Origin of the sequence: Bradyrhizobium sp. CCBAU 11430, from assembly GCF_028128855.1 — a bacterium.
Classification (GTDB): Bacteria; Pseudomonadota; Alphaproteobacteria; order Rhizobiales; family Xanthobacteraceae; genus Bradyrhizobium; species Bradyrhizobium ottawaense.
Genome location: NZ_LBJV01000006.1, coordinates 72,953 through 93,025, shown reverse-complemented (window position 1 = coordinate 93,025; position 20,073 = coordinate 72,953). Strand labels below are relative to the sequence as shown.

Genomic DNA, 20,073 nt, shown 5'->3' with positions numbered 1-20,073 from the left:
CATGCTTCGCGGCGTATACTGTTCTCGTTTGAAGAAATTCAGCCTTCCGCGCAAACGGTACTTCCTAGGGAGCGGGGAAGAAAATTGTCAACTTGCACAAGAGAAAAAGAAATCGACGGCTCAAAGATGGGCCGGGAATGGATGAAAATCCTTTTGGTTGCGCCATCATCGCCGCGAGACTTTCTTCGCTTGTCTGTTAGTAATGCAGGCGTGCGTCGGCTTCCGCCGATTCGCCTACCGGCTGCCGCTGTAGGCAAGCGATCCGGTCTGCTCTAGAGCAGCTCACGGGCTGGATCGACGATGCGCAGTGTAGAATGCCTTGAGGTCCGCCAAGGTGCGCAATACTGCGGCCTGACAAAGATCGCATTTCCAAGCACCGCAGCAGCAGATCTCGGTCGCTAAAGAGCCCCAATAGAACTTGGTGCCGATTTACTCGAGGCCGAGGCGTTCGCCCGCTTTAGCGGGAAGCAAAGGTTCGTAGCGGGGTCCGTTGTCGGTCCTGACTTGCTGGTCTTGACGCCGACGCTTGTGGCGTCCTCGCCTTGAGGACGGCCGCGGCGCAGCCCTGACGATCGCTCTTCATCGCCTTGCTGGAGGTATTGAGGCATCCTCGATTCAGATGTCGACATAATCCTGGCCAGGTTCGTCGCCGCGTACCCGCAGGCTGCTCTTTCAACCGGCCGGCACAGTTATACTTGCCCAGCTTTTTGATATCGATGTGTCAGCTCACGGGATGTTCACGTTCATAGCGCCGCACCGGTTCGGCCGGGTCAAGCTGCGCAATCGGCATAGCGCGGTCGTCGCACTCCGACTTCGGCGCATGTGGCAGGCAGAGTTTGGCTCGGCGTTCAAAGAAACCTTGTAGAGCGATCACGCTATTGACACCTGCCCTTGCGGAACGCTTGACCCACTTGGCGACGGACTTGGCCTGAATTGCAGCGCGGTTGGCCTTTGTCAGGCTCTCACGCTCGGGACCATGGCTTCCCGATCTCTCGGCGTCAGAGCCGCATCCTTATGCGTGCCTATCAATTCTCCAGGAGTGGGCTAAAGCTTCGCTAACTCCAGCTTCCTCGTTCACGACCTGTTGGACAACCTACCGAGAGCTCACACTAGGGGGCTCACAGACATGCTACCCGAACCGGCTGACACTCATGCGCCCCCTCTAAAAGCGCGCGTATGCGCGCAGCGATCTGCCGTGCTTCCTTCGGCCGCAGGTTGGGTTTCATGCAATCGAGTATGGTTAGCATTGCCTGGACTTCGTCCATGTTCAATGTGGCGACCTTGCGATCTGATAGTCCCAGAGACTGATCGGAGGCACGGACCTGCTTGGCTACAAGCACCGCAAGCGCTTGCGACCGCAGGGTCGTGATATGCCGCTCCAATATATGCATTTTTGGCCTGTAGCTGCCTTGGGCATGGTGTCGCAAGCGCTGGCGGCCAACCCGGTCACAAGGACTGGGGCTGGCCACCTTTGCTCCCATGAGGCTCAAATTCTCAAGGGTGACTAAGTTATATCTGCGAGAAGTAATGAAGGGCACCTACCAAAATAGGTCGGCCCCATCTCATCGTCGCCCCTCTAAACTGGGCCTTTGCCTTAAAGCGATTGGAGACACCAGCATGACCAGACACGTGGGCGTAGATAGAAAACAGTGCATAAAAGACAATGTCAGGCCGAACGCACATGAGAGGCGCAAGAATGTTGGCAGGGCAAGTCCAGACGAAGCGCGATAGAATGAGAAGATTATCCGAGACCTTGAAAGCCGCGACAGGAAGTACCGCGTTGAAGAATCGACGACGCTGCGTGCGTCGTCGTTGCCACACGTGGCGGACACAATTGCATCAAGACAACAGCGCACCGGACTAAGCCAAAGCACTCTCCTTTCCCTTCCTGAGTGTTGGCGAAAATTGATCGGAAGCAGTGTGGGTGCGACTCGGCGCCGTTTGGTTGCGCTGGAGCAGACGCTGTCCCTACCCCGCCCGGACTGCTTGTTGAACTAGCAGAACATGAATCAGCACTTTTTCGCCACGCATGCAGTTGGCAACGCTTTCCCTGCCACCCAGCTAACTGCTCCAAACTGAGCTTTAAGCAGCGGCAAGAAGCTGATTGCTTGCAAAAACGATCGAAATCGAGAGGAGAACTAACCTGCGAGTTGTGAGCGCATTGCGGACGCGACTCGGCGCCTGGCAGCCTGGGGGGGCATCATGAGGCACCACTCTGCCGCATCCGCAATGCAATGAGCTTAACGGAAGCGTGACTCGGCACATGGTGGTCCTTCAGCTCATGCGCTGTCCCTGCCAAGCCCCGTTAAACCCAACGCTTTTTTATCGGGGCTGGCTTACCGAAAGCTGACAGACCTGCGCAATCAAATAATGAAGGTGAGCATGTGGGCGGGCCGCTTGCCGCTGGCAGCGATATCGCCGTTACGCCTCAGATCAGCAATTCGGCGCGCTTGCGATGAGCGGCAACCGCATTGGGACCACGCGCCGGATTGACACTCACCCAATCCACCGCGCGTTTAATGACTGATCGCCGTATGACTTCACGCCCCCTGGCTCGTGGGCTCTTCGATGCAGGATTGGCCATTCGGATTGCGCACACTTGCTTTCGAATTCGAATACCTCGCGCCGTTACCGGCTCGTGCTCCACGCTGGGTTCGCGTGTGGAGGACGATTGGGTTTCGATTCGTCAAAATGCTTAATGAGCTCGTCAGCCTACCTCCCTGTCAGGCGCGAAAATTAGACGCAATTAGCGAGTTCGAGAGAAAGAGCGCGGATGCGACTCGGCGCCGATGTCCACCAGGGAGGGTGGATAAATGCGCTATCTGTCGCATCCGCTTCGCCGGAACGCTGGGGGCGACATGACTCGGCACCCCCCCCCATTGGAGGAAGGAAGGCGCTGTCCCTATCACGTACCGCTGGCTCAGTAGTCAGCCTCGGGGGATCACAAGGCTAACCCACCCGGCTTTCCCGTGAGGCCCGCCGCCTCAGGGTACAGTGGGACTTTAGAGAGAGAGTGGGCTCGGGTAACCTACCAGCATTGGTAGTCATGCACAGCACGGCGGCGAATGAGCAAGCACGCCGCGTTGAACTACCTTGCATGAAGGCAGCAGGCTTCGCGGGGTTCGGCGGTATCGGTCGCTCCGTAACGCCGTTATCCAGAGCGTCTTTGCGTATAAGCACTGGAGCTCCCTCACTACACCGCGGCCTTTGTCCCCGATATAGCTCCGGGCGCTGTTCGCCATTCTGGCGAAGGTCTCGTAGCCCAGCGCTTCTACGCTGGCCTTGCTTTGCGAGAGACCAAGGTATGGCCAGCACGGCTTGCGGCGGCGAGCGTTGGCTTCCAGGCGTTTGTCCCTCGGGCTAGCGTCTGCGGCAGGCTTCCTGCCGTTTTTGGAGCGCAGTTGCGCGATAAAGTTTGCGCCGAACAGCTCGATGTCGGGCAGAGGTTGATTTTGTAGAGGCGCAAGCGTCTGCATGCTCTTCTTTCACCAAGCATCGGTCAATTCATTCTCTCGCGAGCGACCAAACGGCTTGCGTTCCCAAAATGAAGCCACACGAGCAACGCAATGACGGCTGTGCGTGCCGCAGTGCAGTCGCGCCTCTGGCGTACAGTGAGCGCGTGGCTCCGAATTCCCGCAGGATCTTTCGCGATGGATCCCCGAGAACGCGCGGCCTCACTCTGTGAGGCTGCGGGCGATCAGCGTTGATGTTATTTGTGCTCAGCATAGCTTTGAATTCGCGTCTGCCGGTTCCTCAACGGCGTGCCACCATTTTGCTTCGCCGAGACTCGGCGGAACAACTCGCAACATCGAAGAGTGCGAATGTGCGGGATCGGCTGCGAAAATACGCGCGTGCTGCCGCCGTCGTTGAGCGCCGTGCCATGATCTGTTCGGCGAAGACGATCGAAAAGGACCCTGTAGCTGCGCAATGATCAGATAGGCATTTGATTTACGCGCTTGCCTCTTCGCTCTCGCCAAAAACTGCGATGTCTCGTACGCGCGGTAAAGATCCGTCGCCTGCCGAACCGCAATCGGCGGCGTTTGGCGGCACCAGGATAATTCGGCCTTCTCTGGAGAGAAGGCGCCAATCGACGTCTCTGATCCAGATTAGAGAAACCGTCCATTGGTGACAAATGCGATCTCAGCGGCGCTCGACATGGGGCAGCCGCCTCGACTCATGCTGACGCTTGCCAGGGAACGTGTCCGCCGGCTTATGCAGCAGATCGCGAGAACATCGCAAGGTTCTGGCTCACAGCAATCGACGGTCAGGATCGGGCATGGCTCACCCATTGGTGTGCTGAGGTATTCCGAGCCCAGAAGGTTTAGAGTTAGAGGGGAGGCAGCGCGGGCCGGCTCTCCGCGCTGTTCAAAGCTCTGAAACCGCCAACTCCGCGCTGCCAGCGGAGTTAAATGACGATGTGACTCGGCGCTCGTCAAAGAGGCCCTCGGAAAGCGCTGTCCCTATCACGTGCGCCACTAACTTCGCTCGCCAGCGCCGCGGTACTGCAACGCTGCCACCTCGCACCCTTGGGCGGCTGCCCGGGGCGCCCTGCCTTTTATCGCCGAGACGTCCCGCAAGGCACCTGCCAGATTTGGTCGGCTGAGCTGGCTTGCGAGGGAGAAACTGACGCGTTGTGCCGACCACCCCTGCCCCCGCACCCAATCCTGAAGCCGCTTATCGCGAGGGGGCAATGAGCTTCTGGCTTGTTCACCCTAGCCACGCATCCGATTCCCGACTTCAGCATCATTGGAGCGCACCTGGAGACAAAGACGCAATATCCAGGCCATAGGTCGAGCCATAGCAGTATGTCTGAACGTTGCGAGAACGGCGAAGGCCATTTCCCCTCGCTAGGTAGACCTGCTTAAGGACGGTTGAACCATCCACCGCCTCCTCGCCCACGGTCTAGCTAAGTACTCCAATCGGCCGAACTGGTGGCGAATTCGACGGCGGAAATAGAGCCCTGTGGCGAAGCCCGGGATTTCCATTTCGGTCTTGGCTAAATGGAGAGGTTGTGCGGTTCCTAGCAGTATCAGTTCCATGCAACGCCGTTCGCTCGTATCTTTTTCTTCGCCTGGGCATCCGATTGCACGACGAGCTCATGGAGGGCGTTACACTTGGTCATGATCCGAGCAAGGATGCTCGAGATGATCAGTTCGCCCCACGTCGTCTTGTCGACTGGCGCCAGCGCAGGTGCGTGCACCTCGTTGAGCTGCGCGATAACCTAGAGGTTCGATCGTGGGGGAGGCCGATTGCAAATTTTCCTTGCCGACGAATCCAGACAAGGCGATCTTACGTCTCGCGCGAGTACTTGCCCGTGTGGCCGCGAGGGAGGATCATGAAAGACAGCTCATCGATCGAAACGAGGAAAAGAGCGACGATCTATGCTCGATTCTCAACCGATCTTCAGAACGAGCGATCGATTGAGGATCAGCTTTCACTTTGTCAAAGCTATGCCGAGCGTGAAGGATTAATTGTTGTCAGTACCCATGAAGATCGGGCTCGTTCGGGCGGGTCTGTCATGGGCCGCGAAGGCCTGCTACAGATGTTGGACCAGGCGCGGGAGAGATCCTTTGACGTAGTGATCGTCGAAGCGCTCGATCGCCTCTCTCGCGACATGGAAGATCTGGCTGGCATTCATAAGCGGCTGTCATTTCTCGGGATCGAGATCCGGGCGGTCCACGAGGGCGTCGTTAACACTGTGCTGGTGGGCCTTCGCGGCTTGGTCGGACAACTTTATCGCGAGGACAATGCGCACAAAGTGCGTCGCGGCCAAGCGGGGCGGGTTAAGCAAGGTTTGGCTGGTGGCGGCCTGACGTACGGATACGCAGCGGTCCCTGGAAGAAGTGGTGAACGAGTGGTTGTCGAGGCCGAGGCACAAGTGATCCGGCGCATTTTTCAGGAATACGTGGACGGCCGTACGCCTCGGGAAATCGCGCATGATCTCAACAACGAGCGGGTATCTCCTCCGCGGGGACGAGGTTGGAATGCGTCAACAATCAATGGCAATCATGAGAGGGGCGCCGGCATTCTACTAAACGAACTTTATGTGGGGCGCCTTGTCTGGAACAAGGTCAGGATGGTGAAGGACCCCGACTCGGGAAAACGCCTGTCGCGACCTAATCCGAAGAGTGACTGGCAGATGGCTGAAGTGCCGCATCTTGCAATTGTCAATCCAGAGCTATTCACGGCTGCTCAGCAACGCAAGGAAGAGCGCGGTCACATCCACCCCAGCCACCAACGTCGGCCTCGTCGGATGCTATCCGGACTGCTCCGGTGCGGCTCATGCGGTTCGGGTATGGCAACCAATGGACGCGATAAGTCAGGGCGCACTCGTATTCGCTGCTCCGCGTCGAAAGAGAGCGGCACATGTTCTGATGCAAAGACCTTTTATCTAGATGCGGTCGAGAGTGCAGTCCTCAGCGGGCTCAGGGCCGAACTGCGTGCACCGAAGGTGTTTTCGGAATACGTACGAACGTATCTGGAGGAGCGGAAGCGCCTCCTAGCTACATCACAGGCAAAGCGACACCGCCTCGAGCAGCAGCTAGGGCAGTTGACTCGAGAAATCGAACGACTGGTCGATGCGATCGCGAAGGGACATGGCAATCCGTCTGTTCTCGGGCCGCGATCGACTGCCTTAGATGCCGAACGAAAGCGGATATCTGAGGAGTTGCAAAGCGAACCACCCGCCCCGAACGAAATTGCGCTGCATCCGGCCATCCTAAAACGATATGAGGAGCAACTCGGTCGGCTTGAAGAAGCAGTGGGTAAAGGTGTCAGTACGGGCGACGGAGAGGCCGCGGAAGCCATTAGAGACTTGGTCGAGACGGTCACCGTGCTCCGCCAACCAGGACGCCCAGGTGGTTTAGCCGTCGAGATAGCAGGCCGGCTGAACTCCCTGCTCGGCGAAAAGGCCTATCCAAATAAAGTCAAAGGAGCCCACACCGACCAAACCTACGATATCTTATCCAACCGTCCGCGTAAGACTTTGCGGAGGGATCCCACCGCCGGCGTCGACGCCTCAACTGCGTCGTCACTCCGGCTCAGACCGGATGATCCGTGAAGGATGGCTGAATGGGCCTGCCGCCGAATACCCGATGTGGTGGTGTCGCCTTCACACGACGCGGACGAGGTTCCACCAACGGTGCGAGGACACCCCAAGCCGGCTGTGCGAGGATCTCCGCCCTGGCACCTGGTGGCATTCATAAATGACGACGCTTGAAAGGCCAGTAATGTACGCCAAAACGATCGAGCAGGGCCGTTTTCCCGCGAGTAAGGCGCGCCTCGTGCGCGAAACGTCTCGACCCCAAATGGAGCTGGTTGACCTCGCCTGAATGCCAAGACGATCGAGCAGAAATACCGCAGATGAAGGACCTTCTACGCTGATTATCATCATGGCCACCATGCTAACGTAGCCCTGCTACTTGCTTGGGGCCAACATTGTCATCGCAGGAAATTTCTCCCCAGTCGACTGCTGCAGCCGATCGGGATCTAACCTTCCTAGTGATCGAGCGACATCGCGAGCTGTTGGCACATTACGATGCGGCCCTGTCCGTATCGGCAAAGCTCGATTCGGGACCCGAGTTTGATGCCGCCGACGAAATCAGCTGTCAAAGGAACCGTGCTCTCGCGGAGCATGGGAACGTGCTCATCCGTTCAACCCCAACCACGATCGCAGGCGTGATTGCTCTGACGCGTTACGTCGGCAGCCTACAAGAATGGGACCTTCCCGACGATGACGCGTGGTATCGGACTTTCTTGGAAGGGCTGGCAGACGCGATCGATGGAATCGCCATGGCGCAGCGGCTTGGGCAAGATGTCGATTAAAATGGCGCTCGCTTTCATCTTCCGCGGCATACTTTTCTGGGTGGCAATCGCTGCGCTTCTCTATTTCGTGTGGAAGTTGCCCTTCTGAAGTCTGACGATTGGGGGCTCGCCCGAGCCAGCATCGAGGCAATGAGGAGGGGCGGCTCTTGAACCACGGTACTCGCCGGACCCCTGGAAGTTGGATGCGATTTCAGTTTCCTGGCCTTGCCCGAAGCTGATCCGTCGTAGAATCGTCGACCACGACGCCTTTGCCAGCGCTGCGCGGCAGGCGCGCCTCCTCCACTGCTGCAGAAGGGGCATCGCTTGAGAAAGATCAAGAGAACTGCGCCCAAGTGAGGCAGCGACGTGCCAAGGGGCCCCCGTGCCCATAAGCCTCACGAATAGCTGTACGGTCGTTCCGCTAACAGCGCTTAAGTGCCCGAGAAAGCATCCGTTTCCTGGAAATTGGGATGCTTCCGGACATTACGGAACAAACGACCGCAGGAGCCGCTGTGGACCAGCCCTACCGCCGGTGCCACGACGTTCCGCACCATGGCGGCGGCTCGGTCTATTGTCCAGTAGACAAAGACGCTGGGCAAGCCGCCGGCGAAGTGAACTTAGCAATCCGCAATCGCGCATTGCCCGATCGGACCGCTCTGGCGATCTTTACTGGCGCAGAGGCTTGCGAGACGCCATCCTGGTCTCCCAGCAAGCCACAAGCCGAACATATGGTGCCGACATGGAATTTACATCGCAGTCCACGCCAATGGGCCGATTGAATTCTTCGAGAATCTCAATCGCCCGCTTCAGATCGTGACGCGACTGACGAATCTCCATGAGACGTGACGTGCGACGCCGTGGGCGGTCAGCGATGCTCCCGCGGATTTCATCGCGTTTACCATGATAGAAGGCAAGCGCAAGATGAGCCACCGCCCGTGCCTGATCGTATTCGTTTCTCCACCCGCCTAGCGGCGAGCAAACTGACGCAGGACCAGGAAATTGCAGCTTTTATCCTACTTCAGGACCGAGACGATAATGTGCATAACTGCCGCCAAGAGCGCCGCTCGAAAGAGAGCGATCTTACATCTGCAACTCTCACGGGCTCCATCGGCATTACGGGACATTACCTCGGGTCGTCAATTAACTCGCGAATTCGCCAATGGAACAGTCAGCTTGAGCTTACTAAAGTATGTGGAGAGTTGTCGGTATTCCGACAGAGCCCAAATCCCGTGTCAGGTCGAGTACAGCTGGCAGTAGCGAACTCTCGAAAAGCCCATTCGGCGTTATGGCTTGCCCAGCGCCGCCTGGTATGGCCATTGCCTAAAATGATCCATCAAGAAACAGAGCCACAAAGCAGCAAATGGTCACGCTTTCCACCCGCATTTCATCCTTGAGGAACGGTCAGCTGATTCACATCGCGGACATACCCGCTATGACCATCCGAGACATGTAGACCAGCAAATACTCTCGAACAGGTTGATTTGGCACGATGCCGTTCGATGACTCGCGGCAAATACCACGATTCGTTCAGTGCCTATTGTCGAGGACATGTTGGTCTTTCTGGCACGATGCTTGCTGAAGATCATTCGCTCCAAGGGGGGCGGGAGACCTGCCAGGGCCTGGAAAAGCGAGATCAGCGCAATGACTTTGATCGGTGGCGTCATTCCGAGCGCGGATATTGTGAAACGTGCAGCGCGCATCGGTGCCGAAGTCAAGAATATCAAGCTATCAGGCGATCTACCGGATCACGCGATAGCTGCGATCAACAGCTTATTGCTAGAGCACAAGGTGATCTTCTTCCGCAATCAAGGACATCTCAATGACGCCGAGCAGGAGCGCTTTTCCGCTCGTCTGGGAAAGCTAGTGCCACATCCGATACTCGGCGCTACCAAGGGGGCGTCGCTCCTCGAACTGGACTCCACTCGCGGTGGCGGTCGCGCCGACGTTTGGCATGCGGATGGGACCTTTGCCGACGCCTATCCCAAGATCTTGGTCCTGCGGGCCGTGGTAATGCCACCGTTCGGAGGCGACACCGTGTGGTCTAACACAGCTGCCGCTTATCTTGGTTTGCCGTCGCCCCTACAACGGCTCGCCGAGGGCCTATGGGCCGTTCACAGCAACGTTTTCGATTACGCTGGGATCGCGCGTCTCCGCGAGGTCGACAAGAAGCACTTTGACGAGGTGTTCACCAAAGCCGTTTTTGAGACGGAGCATCCCGTCGTACGCGTCCACCCCGAAACAGGCGAGCGGACGCTAGTGCTCGGCGCCTTGGTGAAGCAGTTTGTTGATGTCCCCAAATACGACGGACAAAAGCTGTTCGACCTATTTCAGTCTCACATCACCGCGCCCGAAAACACTGTGCGCTGGAACTGGTTAGAGGGGGATATTGCGATATGGGATAACCGCGCAACGCAGCATTATGCGGTCAACGATTACGGGAACCAGCATCGCGTCGTACGTCGGGCCACGATCGAGGGTGAGGTGCCTGTCAGCGTCGATGGCCGGAGCAGTGTAACGCGCCTGAAGGTGACCGAATGACTATACGACGACGCCCAGCGCTCTCGCGTCTGAAAATCGAGAAAATCTGGCAATCGGACTTGTTTAAGGTAAACGCGAAAACACACTTTCGGACGCGATATCTCAGCTCTTAAGGCCAACTCGGCAGCGCCTAGCTTGATGCATGCAAGCTATTTAGCGTCGACCGACGGCTTCGAGGAAACTGGAGCATCACTGTCCTTCGCTAGCGGCTTCACGTTTCAGCTTAGAAAATCCTCGATCAGTGGCCATAAAGCGCGCCAACATGGGGGCGATGAGTTTAGTCGGATCGACCACTTGACCACCCTGACGCGTAAGCGCTTCTGCATATGCAATGAGATCACGATGCACCGCCGCAGGCAGCTCCGCACTTACTTTGACCGGCTTGTCGTCTGGAAGCTCTCCTATTTTTAGTTTTGGCATTTTGTTACCCTCTATAGGGTGTAAGTATGAGGTCATGATTGACAAGAACACGAACCGGGACGCCAGGTCGCACGGTTAGAGTGGGCTGGACGCTGAGACTGCGGCGAACCACCTGCTGCCCCGTCTGGTTAAGTGAGTCCGACGCGCCGTGTCGCAATGCCTGGATGATTGCACTGTCGTTGCTATTGGTGTCCGAGCCGGCGCCCAGTTCGGTCCCGATCGCCAGAAACGTCGATAGTGCCGCAGCCTTGAACAACTCGCCCCAGTGATTGTCGACCTGATCTTCGAGACCTGCGTATCCGGCAGTGTCAGCGCCAGGCTGCCGCTCGAGAACGATCGACCGTCCATTCGGCATGATCAGCCGTGTCCAGACGAGCAGGACGCGGGACTGGCCGAAAGTGACCTGGCTATCGTATACCCCGATCAGGCGCGCGCCCTGCGGTACCAACAAGAACCGACCGGTGGGCGTATCGTATACGTTTTCCGTCACCTGCGCGGTGATTTGGCCTGGAAGATCTGATCTAATCCCTGTGATCAGCGCTCCCGGAATGACCGTCCCGGCCTGCACGATGTATGGTGAGGCGGGCCTGGTGACGCGGTCAGCGCTGACCGTACGGCGATCCACGGAGGCGTTCACGAAGGCAAGCTTTCGGTCCTGACCGCTTTGTGCAGATGCGTCATCCCCGGTCCCCGTTGGATTCGATGGCACGACGCGATCGCTTCCAACAAGCGCCGCGGTGGGCGGACGTACTTCACGTCCGTTCGTCGAAGCGAATAGATGACTGGTGCGGGCTGCCTCGGTCTCTTGATCCCGGCGCTGCTGGTCCGGATAAGCGCCAATCGCCGGCGACTGGCCTTGAGCGGCAAGGATCGGTCGACCGAGGTCCCCGGGGAGCGGCGGACCAAGCTGCGGGATTGGCTGGCGCGGAACGCCAGCATAATCCTTCGGCAGGGTCGTAATACCGTCGGCAACATTGTGGTGGTCTGTGCTATAAAGCTCCTCCGCCGCCTGATTTCGGGAGCGATTATGCTGCAGCGACCACAGCACAGCCCCACCTATGACAAGCAGGACGACCGCGCTCCCGCCGGCCAAGAGGTTCCGCGACAACCGCGTCACGCGTGGATGCTCTGCTCTCAAGCGGAAGCTTTCTGACCGCTCCACTTGTGTCTCCGGTGGAACCGTTTTCTCGTGATCGTTTCCATTGCGGGTGTTCATGACGACGGCCTTCCGTCGGTCCGGACAATACGGACCTTCTGCTGGTGCTCACCGCCGAGCCGGAGTTCGGCGGCTGCAAACAGCCGATCGACGATCAATACGTTACCGTAGGCGCGATAATTGACGAGCTCGGTCTTGCCCTCCGGGCCGATGACAAAGAGCGGTGGCATCTCGCCCTGCACGATGCCTTGCGGGAATTCGACATAGACCTTGCGGCCATCGTCATATGCGGCGATCGGCCGCCAGGGTGGACTGTCCCCTTCGATGACATAGCGGGAGATGCGCCGCGCCGGCTCCGGAAGAACGGGTTTCAGAGCAACTGAACGCGACTGCTCGCGCACTGCTTCCGGATAGTACCAGGCAACGGATGGCATATATGGCCGCTCGCGGGAGCGCAGTTCGATCAGGTAGGTCCGCCGATCGGTATTGACGACCAGGTTGGTCTCGATCGAAGCTCGGGTCGGCTTGACCAGGATATGGACGCGCCGTGTGTCGCCGCTCCCGCTCTCGGTATCGCCCACGACCCAGCGTACGGTATCTCCGGCCGCGATCGGCCCTGATCCCGTCAACTGTTCTCCCTCCTGTAGCGCGATATCCGTGATCTGCCCCGGTGCGGCGTAAATTTGATAAAGCGCCCCGGGACTGTAGGCGTAGATTTGCGCCGCGTTGAAATACCCGCGCTTGCGCGGTTCAACACGGGCCGCACTGTTTGCCATCTCAACCCGGCTCACCGGCTCTACGTTTTCCTTCCCTCCTGACTTACCGCCGAAAGCTGGCTTCCAGAGGGGTGGAACGTGAAGCGGTCTCGGTTTGTCGTCGAGAGCCACCGGTGGTGCCGGCAGCGGAGGAACTTCAGCGTCATAGCTGATCTCCGGCGGAATGTAGGTCGCGCATCCACCAAGCATCGACGAACAAAGCAGGAGAGCGTGGAAACTTGCTCGCTTCGCTAACACGAACTTGGGCCGAGTCGAATTGAGCCCGCTTTGCGCACCTGGATGCTTCGAATGAACGTCAGACGGCGTCTTGGTCACTGACTCAACTCCTTTGACCAGTTGATGGCGCGGACGTAGACCCCAAGGGGATTCTTGCGCAGGCGTTCGGCATCGCGCGGCGACTCGATTGCGATCGTGAGAATTGCTGTCCAGCGTTCGGTCGAACTCAGCGAACCGTTGTCGTAACTGCGTTCAGTCCATGCGACCCGAAAGCTCTCCGAAGACGCGCGAATGACGCTCGAGACGTCTACGGAGATTTGAGCCTTGCCCAGCTTGGCAAAGGGGTCATTGTTGCGTGCATAATCGTTGAGCGCAGCCGCGCCACGATCCGTCGTAAACTCATAGGCCCGGAGCCAATTCTGGCGCAGAACGATACCGTCGGCCGGCAAGCCTCTGACGTCCTCGATGAACCGCGCCAGATGGTAGGCGATCTGAGCGTCAGTAGGTTGATAGTCGATGTTGGCCGGCGCAACCCTTTGGGCTTGGCCGAGATGATCGACTTCTACTACCCAAGGCGTGATCGATCCCTGGCTCGATTGCCACACAAGGCTGCCAGCGAGACCGGCTGAAAGCATCAGGCAGCCGACCGCCATTAGGCGCCAGTTCTTGGCCTGCACGCGGGCAGATCCAATGCGTTCGTCCCAAGCCTGCGCTGCCTTTTGGTAAGGCGTAATCGGCTCGGGCATGCGCCCGTAGTGAACTGATGGTCGTTTGAACATCGCTGGTTGCCCCCTGATATCGAGTGATCGGTTTCAAGTCTTGCGATAGAAGGTTTGAGGCGCTGTCGTGCGGCGGAGGTGCAGTACTGCGTCTCAGCGTTCTCCTTCGGACAAATCGACGGAGGAGCCGCTGCCACCATGATCGCCGGAGCGGACGGCGTGGCCAGCGGCGGAGGCACCATGCCGAATCGTCTGAGCACGCTTCATGCGGCGAGCCCAATCAGGCTGCCCTTCGGCCGGAGCGCCCGCGCTCTGGTCGCCCGCTTGGCTACCTCCGAACGCAGCCGCTGCTCGACGCAATGGACTCGTCGCAGCGGAAGCGCCACCCTCCGCGACGCCGGCAAGGCCGCCGCTTCGATACGCGGCTGCTGCTCCGGTTATGACAGCGCCGCCACCGCGCGCGGCTCCTGCAACAGCACCGCCAGCGAGACCGGCACCGCCAGCAGCAAGTCCCGCACCTGCCGCAACAATGCCGCCAGCAGCAAGGCCTGTTCCAATCGCGGCGCCGGCGCCGAGTTGAGGTCCGCCCGACACTAGGCCGTTTGCGATACCCGGACCGAAGATGCCGAGGCCCAGCAAGGAAAGCGCCGCGAGCACCAGCGTCATCGCGTCTTCGATGGTCGGCTGTGCACCGCCGAAACCTGCGGTGAACTGCGAGAACAGGGTGGAGCCGATGCCGACGATGACGGCCAGGACCAGGATCTTGATGCCGGAAGATATGACGTTGCCCAGAACGCGCTCCGCCGCGAAAGCGGTCTTGCCAAACAAGCCAAAGGGAATGAGCACGAAGCCGGCCAGTGTCGTGAGCTTGAACTCGATCAGGGTGACGAAGAGCTGGATCGCCAGAATGAAGAAGGCGAGCAGCACCACGACCCACGCGAACAGGAGAACGACGATCTGGACGAAATTCTCGAAAAAGCTGATGTAGCCCATCAGGTTGGATATGGACTCGAGCAATGGTCGGCCGGCATCAAGGCCAACCTGAGCGATCTTTCCCGGCCGCAGGAAATCCGATGCGGACAGGCTTGCGCCCGATGCTTTCAACCCAAGACCCGCAAAGCTTTCGAAGACGATGCGCGCCAGGCTATTCCAATTGCTGATCAGGTAGGCAAAGACGCTGACAAAGAGCGTCTTCTTGACGAGGCGTGCGATGATGTCCTCGTCCGGCTCCCAGCTCCAGAACAACGCGGCAAGCGTGATGTCGATCGCGGCAAGCGTAGTTGCAAGATATCCGACGTCGCCCCCCAGCAGCCCGAAGCCATTATCGATGTGGCGCGTGAATGTCTCAAGGAACTGGTCGATGATGCCTGTACTGGTCATGGCTTGCTCGCTTCAGGTAGCGCCACCGACGGATATCCCTGCGGCATCCGACTCTGGTCTTTTGGCGCGGGTGTCAGGCCAGCGGCCGGGTCGGATCCCCGAAGCGGAGCTGCGCTGTCTTTCCGGCCGAAGAAACGGCGCCGGTTCTCAGCCCAAACCTTTTGGCAATGCTGATAGCCTCCGACATCGTCTGACGTGACGGTGCGGCAGCGGGCGAGATCGGAAACGTCAACATCCGTGGTCTGCTCTGTCTTTGGGAGCGCAGACGCATCTTCGCCACTACGAAGCTGGATCGTGCAGGCAGTCACGACCAACACGCCGATTGTCGTAAGTAGCGACAGCGCCTTAAATGTCTGGATGTCAGTCATCAGTGGAACATCTGCACGTTGGATGATTGATAGCCCTGCCCTGGCGTAAGAAACCGTCGGAGCTGTTCGCGGCCCTGGTCCTGGGCCGCCGCGCGCTGCGCGGCTTCAAGGCTCTGCGCCCTGCCCTGTGCCGTCACGACAGCCGTCAGGTCCGCCAGCTGCTGCGCATTCAGTGCGAGAATCTGATTGCCGGCCTGTGTTGCCTGCAGGGCGCCGCTAGCGCTCTGACTCGACGTCACGAGTGCAGACGTCTGGATTCGATTGGTATTGAGGTTGCCAACGATGCCAGCCTGGACACGAAGGGCATCCTGCGTTGCGGCATATGAATTCTGCCAGCGCGATTGAGCATTGGAGATCAGCAACTGATCCGACTGGCTGCTGGCGGCTGGCGCGTAGCTCGTCGAGAAGGCGCGATCAATCTGCTGGACGTCATAGGCGATGCGCTGCGCCTGGGCCAGCAATTGCTGGGTGCGCTGGATCGAGGATTGCAGTTGCTGCAGCGACGAGTACGGCAGGTTCGCCAAGTTTTTTGCCTGGTTGATCAACATCTGCGCCTCGTTCTGCAACGAGGTGATCTGGTTGTTGATCTGCTGGAGCTCTCGCGCAGCTGTCAGGACGTTCTGAACGTAGTTGTTGGGATCGAAGACGATCAGCGCCCGTGCGGGCACCGCGATGCCGAGCATCAGCGCGACGGTGCCAGCGGCTGCCAATAGGCCAAGACGCCTCATAGTGATTTCTCCAGATTGACGAGATTGGGGAGCAGGTCGAGGGTCCAGGCCAAACCGCGGTGCTGGAGCCAGGCCGGTACGAAGCCATCAGGTCCATGTTCGGCCAGGAGCTGCGTAATGGCAGCCTGGTCGGTCTTGGCAGAGGCCGCAGTGAATGCGAGCGCAATCTCACCAAGGCCAAGTTCGAACATCCGGTTGCCGCGACGGGACTGGCAGTAGTAGTCGCGCTTGGGCGTTGCCCGGCTCAGTAGCTCAATCTGCCGGTCGTTGAGACCGAAGCGTCTGTAGATGGCTGCGATCTGGGGTTCGATCGCCCTCTCGTTCGGCAGCAACAGCCGCGTTGGACAGCTTTCGATGATCGCCGGCGCGATTGCAGAGCCATCGATGTCCGAGAGCGACTGGGTCGCGAAGATGACGGAAGCGTTTTTCTTCCGAAGGGTCTTCAGCCACTCCCGGAGCTGTCCGGAAAAATCATCGTCGTCGAGGGCAAGCCACCCCTCATCGATAATAAGAAGAGTCGGCCGGCCGTCCAGATGGTCTCCAATCCGATGAAAGAGATAGGCCAGCACGGCAGGTGCCGCGCTCGTTCCAATCAACCCTTCGGTCTCAAACGCCTGAACGGAGGCCTCGCCAAGGCGCTCAAATTCGGCATCGAGCAGGCGCCCGGAAGGACCGCCGAGGCAATATGGTTGCAAGGCGCGTTTCAGAGAGTTCGATTGGAGCAGGACTGACAGGCCCGTCAGGGTACGCTCCACCCTCGGCGCCGAAGCGAGAGATGTTAGCGCCGACCACAGATGAGCCTTGACCTCCGGGGTGATCTCGACCTTTTCCCGGGCGAGGATCGCGCCGATCCATTCGGTCGCCCATCCGCGCTCGGCGGGATCGTCAATCCACGCCAACGGCTGGAGGGCGACTGGCTTTTCGCTCTCGTCGGACAGTGCGCCGCCGAGATCGTGCCAATCACCACCCATGGCGAGGGCGGTCGCCCGAATCGAGCCACCGAAGTCGAACGCAAAGACCTGAGAGTTCGGATAACGCCTGAACTGCAACGCCATCAGAGCGAGCAGCACCGACTTGCCAGCGCCTGTCGGTCCTACCACAAGGGTATGCCCGACGTCGCCGACATGGAGGGAGAATCGGAACGGGGTTGATCCCTCAGTCTTGCCCAACAGAAGCGGCGGACCTTTGAAATGCAGATCCCTCGCTTCGCCCGCCCACACCGCCGACATCGGAATCATATGGGCGAGATTGAGGGTGGACACCGGTGGTTGCCGCACATTCGCATAGACATGCCCCGGCAAACTGCCGAGCCAGGCTTCGACGGCGTTCACCGTCTCAATCATGCAGGTGAAATCGCGACCCTGAATGACCTTCTCGACCAAGCGGAGCTTTTCGTCGGCCGCATTGGCATCGCGGTCCCAGACAGTGATGGTCGCTGTGACAAAGGCTTGCCCAATCTGATCCGACCCCAGCTCCTGTAACGCCGCGTCGGCATCAAGCGCTTTGTTGTGGGCGTCGGTATCGAGCAGCGTCGACGCCTCGTTGGTCATGACCTCCTTGAGAATGGCCCCAATCGACTTCCGCTTGGCAAACCACTGCCGCCGAATCTTGGTCAGCAGCTTGGTGGCATCGGTCTTGTCGAGCATGACCGCGCGGGTTGACCAGCGATACGAAAATGGCAGGCGATTTAGCTCGTCCAGGATCCCGGGGGTCGTCGCCCCCGGAAAACCGACAATCGTCAGAACCCGCAGGTGGGCTGAGCCCAACATCGGCTCAAGGCCGCCGGTCAGCGGCTGGTCGGCCAACAGCGCATCGATGTACATCGGAATTTCGGGCACCCGAACCCGATGACGCTTGATCGAGATCGTCGAGTGCAGGTAGGTCAGCGTGTCCTGATCATCGAGCCAGGCACATTCGGGCATGAACCCTTCGACGAGCTGCAATACGCGGTTCGTTTGATCGGCAAACCCCCGCAGCACCTCGCGCGCGTCGGCGCCAACGGTGCGGTCGCGACCTTCATAGAGCAAGCGCTCCGCCTTAGCCGCTCCTTCCTCCGGCGGCAGATAGAGGAAGGTCAGGAAATAACTGGACTCATGGTGGGCACCCGCCTCTTCGAACTGAGCTCTGCGCTCGGCGTCGACCAATGCAGATGCGACATCCGGAAAGGTGTTCGGCGGATAGTTACCGGCAAAATGGCGCTGCGCTTCGACGAATACGGCCCAGCCGGATCCCAGGCGGCGCAAGGCGTTATTCAAGCGACCGGCGACCGCGACAAGCTCAGCCGGCACTGCGCTGTCGAGATCAGGCCCCCGGAACTTCGCCGTCCGCTGGAACGAGCCGTCCTTGTTCAGGATGATTCCCTCGTCCACCAGGGCTGCCCAAGGCAGAAAGTCGGCGAGCCGGGCATTGGAATGGCGATATTCGGCAAGGTTCATCATGACCGAGAGCTCAGGTGTTGAGATGACCGGGGATGCGCAGATGTCGGCGCACCACATCGACGAAGGCCGGGTCGCGCTTGGCGGCCCAGACTGCGGCCATGTGGCCGATAAACCAGAGGACCAGACCCGCGATCCAGAGCCGCAGCCCCAGACCTAGGGCTGCCGCAAGCGTGCCGTTGACGATCGCAACCGATCGCGGCGCGCCACCCAATAGGATTGGTTCGGTGAGCGCGCGATGAACGGGCCCGGCAAAGCCTGTGATCGGCTCATCCATCAGATCACCACGCCGCCGCCGAAGGAGAAGAACGACAGGAAGAAGCTTGAGGCGGCAAACGCGATCGATAGACCGAACACGATCTGGATCAGCCGGCGGAAGCCACCTGATGAGTCCCCGAATGCGAGCGTAAGCCCGGTCACGACGATGATGATGACCGCGATGATCTTGGCGACCGGCCCCTCAACCGATTGCAGGATCTGATTGAGTGGCTGCTCCCATGGCATGTTCGAACCAGCGGCCCATGCCGGCACCGCTGCCAAAAGCACCGTGCCGAAGGCAGCCAGCGATGCACCTCGAAGAAAACGAAATTGCACACGCATGTCAGTCTCCTGCTGATGAAAGATTGTAGTCGCCGCTGGCGCTGAGCCCCGAGATGAGGGCGAGTTCAGCGAGGCGACGGTCGGCGCCGCGTCCCGCCAGCACCGCGATAACGTTGATGGTCTCGGCGATCAGAGCCCGCGGAACCGTGATCACGGCTTCCTGGATGAGCTGCTCAAGCCGCCGCAGTGCACCGAGCGCGGTGCCCGCATGAATAGTGCCGATGCCACCGGGATGACCGGTGCCCCAGGCCTTGAGCAGATCGAGCGCTTCCGCACCGCGGACCTCGCCAACCGGAATACGATCAGGACGCAGTCGGAGGGACGAGCGGACGAGATCCGACAGCGTCGCCACACCGTCCTTGGTCCGCAGCGCAACGAGATTGGGCGCTTTGCACTGCAACTCGCGAGTGTCCTCGATCAGTACGACCCGATCGGAGCTCTTCGCCACCTCGGCCAGGAGCGCATTCGTCAATGTTGTCTTGCCGGTCGATGTCCCACCGGCGACCAAAATATTTTTCCGTGCGGCGACCGCGCTCTGCAGGATCTCGGCCTGCTTCGAGGTCATGATCCCCCTGGCGACGTAGTCGTCGAGCGTAAACACGGCGACTGCGGGCTTGCGGATGGCAAAGGCTGGCGCTGCAACGACCGGGGGCAAGAGTCCTTCGAAGCGCTCACCGGTCCCGGGCAGTTCGGCCGATACCCTCGGCGCACCGGCATGCACCTCCGCGCCGACATGATGCGCAACCAGGCGAACGATGCGTTCGCCATCCGCAGCCGACAGAGTTTCGCCTGTGTCGATCAGGCCATTCGACAACCGGTCGATCCACAACCGTCCATCCGGGTTGAGCATCACCTCAATGATCGCTTCGTCTTCGAGGTAGCCGGCAATCGCCGAGCCAAGTGCGCTGCGCAGCATTCGCGCACCGCGCGAATT

15 protein-coding genes are annotated in these 20,073 nt (G+C 59.4%); 4 read left to right on the top strand and 11 right to left on the bottom strand.

All coding sequences use genetic code 11. The features are described from left to right. The first annotated feature begins 5,335 nt into the window (after positions 1-5,335). From XI04_RS04230 to XI04_RS04220, 4 genes are all read left to right on the top strand, one after another. Positions 5,336-7,060: a recombinase family protein gene (locus XI04_RS04230; protein ID WP_271623507.1), complete on the top strand. Its 1,725-nt coding sequence runs from the start codon at positions 5,336-5,338 to the stop codon at positions 7,058-7,060. 377 nt (positions 7,061-7,437) lie between these two features. Beyond that, entirely contained in the window at positions 7,438-7,824 is a 387-nt protein-coding gene (locus XI04_RS04225) for a hypothetical protein (protein ID WP_271596683.1), read from the top strand. A 449-nt stretch (positions 7,825-8,273) separates the two neighbouring features. After that, on the top strand, positions 8,274-8,582 hold the full coding sequence (locus XI04_RS38800; protein WP_333913917.1) for an FMN-binding negative transcriptional regulator: 309 nt from the start codon (positions 8,274-8,276) through the stop codon (positions 8,580-8,582). An 853-nt stretch (positions 8,583-9,435) separates the two neighbouring features. Continuing rightward, a complete protein-coding gene (locus XI04_RS04220) occupies positions 9,436-10,341 on the top strand; it encodes a TauD/TfdA dioxygenase family protein (protein WP_333913958.1) in 906 nt (301 codons plus the stop codon). Between the two features lie 189 nt (positions 10,342-10,530). On the opposite strand, the gene XI04_RS04215 is transcribed toward XI04_RS04220, so the two are convergent. The 11 genes from XI04_RS04215 to trbB all read right to left on the bottom strand — a co-directional run bounded on the left by XI04_RS04215 (position 10,531) and on the right by trbB (position 20,055). After that, positions 10,531-10,761: a DUF2274 domain-containing protein gene (locus tag XI04_RS04215; RefSeq protein ID WP_271596684.1), complete on the bottom strand. Its 231-nt coding sequence runs from the start codon at positions 10,759-10,761 to the stop codon at positions 10,531-10,533. A 4-nt stretch (positions 10,762-10,765) separates the two neighbouring features. After that, a complete protein-coding gene (locus XI04_RS04210; RefSeq protein ID WP_271596685.1) occupies positions 10,766-11,977 on the bottom strand; it encodes a TrbI/VirB10 family protein in 1,212 nt (403 codons plus the stop codon). After that, positions 11,974-13,008, bottom strand: a complete 1,035-nt coding sequence (trbG, locus tag XI04_RS04205; RefSeq protein ID WP_271596686.1) for a P-type conjugative transfer protein TrbG — start codon at positions 13,006-13,008, stop codon at positions 11,974-11,976. The genes XI04_RS04210 and trbG overlap by 4 nt, the downstream gene beginning before the upstream one ends. Continuing rightward, positions 13,005-13,688, bottom strand: coding sequence for a conjugal transfer protein TrbF (gene trbF, locus XI04_RS04200; RefSeq protein ID WP_271596687.1), 684 nt, complete (start codon positions 13,686-13,688; stop codon positions 13,005-13,007). Before trbF ends, trbG begins: the two co-directional genes overlap by 4 nt. A 93-nt stretch (positions 13,689-13,781) precedes the next feature. After that, positions 13,782-15,008 carry a P-type conjugative transfer protein TrbL gene (gene trbL / locus XI04_RS04195; protein WP_271596688.1) on the bottom strand — a complete coding sequence of 409 codons (1,227 nt, stop codon included), beginning with the start codon at positions 15,006-15,008 and terminating at the stop codon, positions 13,782-13,784. Beyond that, positions 15,005-15,376: a putative entry exclusion protein TrbK-alt gene (trbK-alt, locus tag XI04_RS04190; RefSeq protein ID WP_271596689.1), complete on the bottom strand. Its 372-nt coding sequence runs from the start codon at positions 15,374-15,376 to the stop codon at positions 15,005-15,007. Before trbK-alt ends, trbL begins: the two co-directional genes overlap by 4 nt. Next, the gene (gene trbJ, locus XI04_RS04185; protein WP_271596690.1) at positions 15,376-16,104 is read right to left on the bottom strand and encodes a P-type conjugative transfer protein TrbJ; all 729 of its coding nucleotides are present in this window, start codon (positions 16,102-16,104) and stop codon (positions 15,376-15,378) included. The genes trbK-alt and trbJ overlap by 1 nt, the downstream gene beginning before the upstream one ends. Continuing rightward, positions 16,101-18,542, bottom strand: coding sequence for a conjugal transfer protein TrbE (gene trbE, locus XI04_RS04180; protein WP_271596691.1), 2,442 nt, complete (start codon positions 18,540-18,542; stop codon positions 16,101-16,103). The genes trbJ and trbE overlap by 4 nt, the downstream gene beginning before the upstream one ends. Before the next feature lie 10 nt (positions 18,543-18,552). Further along, positions 18,553-18,816, bottom strand: coding sequence for a VirB3 family type IV secretion system protein (locus XI04_RS04175; protein WP_036006831.1), 264 nt, complete (start codon positions 18,814-18,816; stop codon positions 18,553-18,555). Then, complete coding sequence (locus XI04_RS04170) at positions 18,816-19,139, bottom strand: TrbC/VirB2 family protein (protein ID WP_036006829.1); 324 nt, start codon at positions 19,137-19,139, stop codon at positions 18,816-18,818. Before XI04_RS04170 ends, XI04_RS04175 begins: the two co-directional genes overlap by 1 nt. A gap of 1 nt (position 19,140) precedes the next feature. Continuing rightward, a complete protein-coding gene (trbB, locus tag XI04_RS04165; RefSeq protein WP_271596692.1) occupies positions 19,141-20,055 on the bottom strand; it encodes a P-type conjugative transfer ATPase TrbB in 915 nt (304 codons plus the stop codon). Between the last annotated feature and the right edge of the window lie 18 nt (positions 20,056-20,073).

Excerpts from the sequence above, each read along its gene's own strand:
- XI04_RS04230 (WP_271623507.1), top strand. The coding sequence starts at position 5,336 with ATGAAAGACAGCTCATCGATCGAAACGAGGAAAAGAGCGACGATCTAT.
- XI04_RS38800 (WP_333913917.1), top strand. The coding sequence starts at position 8,274 with ATGCTTCCGGACATTACGGAACAAACGACCGCAGGAGCCGCTGTGGAC.
- XI04_RS04215 (WP_271596684.1), bottom strand. The coding sequence starts at position 10,761 with ATGCCAAAACTAAAAATAGGAGAGCTTCCAGACGACAAGCCGGTCAAA.
- XI04_RS04210 (WP_271596685.1), bottom strand. The coding sequence starts at position 11,977 with ATGAACACCCGCAATGGAAACGATCACGAGAAAACGGTTCCACCGGAG.
- trbF (WP_271596687.1), bottom strand. The coding sequence starts at position 13,688 with ATGTTCAAACGACCATCAGTTCACTACGGGCGCATGCCCGAGCCGATT.
- trbL (WP_271596688.1), bottom strand. The coding sequence starts at position 15,008 with ATGACCAGTACAGGCATCATCGACCAGTTCCTTGAGACATTCACGCGC.
- trbK-alt (WP_271596689.1), bottom strand. The coding sequence starts at position 15,376 with ATGACTGACATCCAGACATTTAAGGCGCTGTCGCTACTTACGACAATC.
- trbJ (WP_271596690.1), bottom strand. The coding sequence starts at position 16,104 with ATGAGGCGTCTTGGCCTATTGGCAGCCGCTGGCACCGTCGCGCTGATG.
- trbE (WP_271596691.1), bottom strand. The coding sequence starts at position 18,542 with ATGATGAACCTTGCCGAATATCGCCATTCCAATGCCCGGCTCGCCGAC.
- XI04_RS04175 (WP_036006831.1), bottom strand. The coding sequence starts at position 18,816 with ATGGATGAGCCGATCACAGGCTTTGCCGGGCCCGTTCATCGCGCGCTC.
- XI04_RS04170 (WP_036006829.1), bottom strand. The coding sequence starts at position 19,139 with ATGCGTGTGCAATTTCGTTTTCTTCGAGGTGCATCGCTGGCTGCCTTC.
- trbB (WP_271596692.1), bottom strand. The coding sequence starts at position 20,055 with ATGCTGCGCAGCGCACTTGGCTCGGCGATTGCCGGCTACCTCGAAGAC.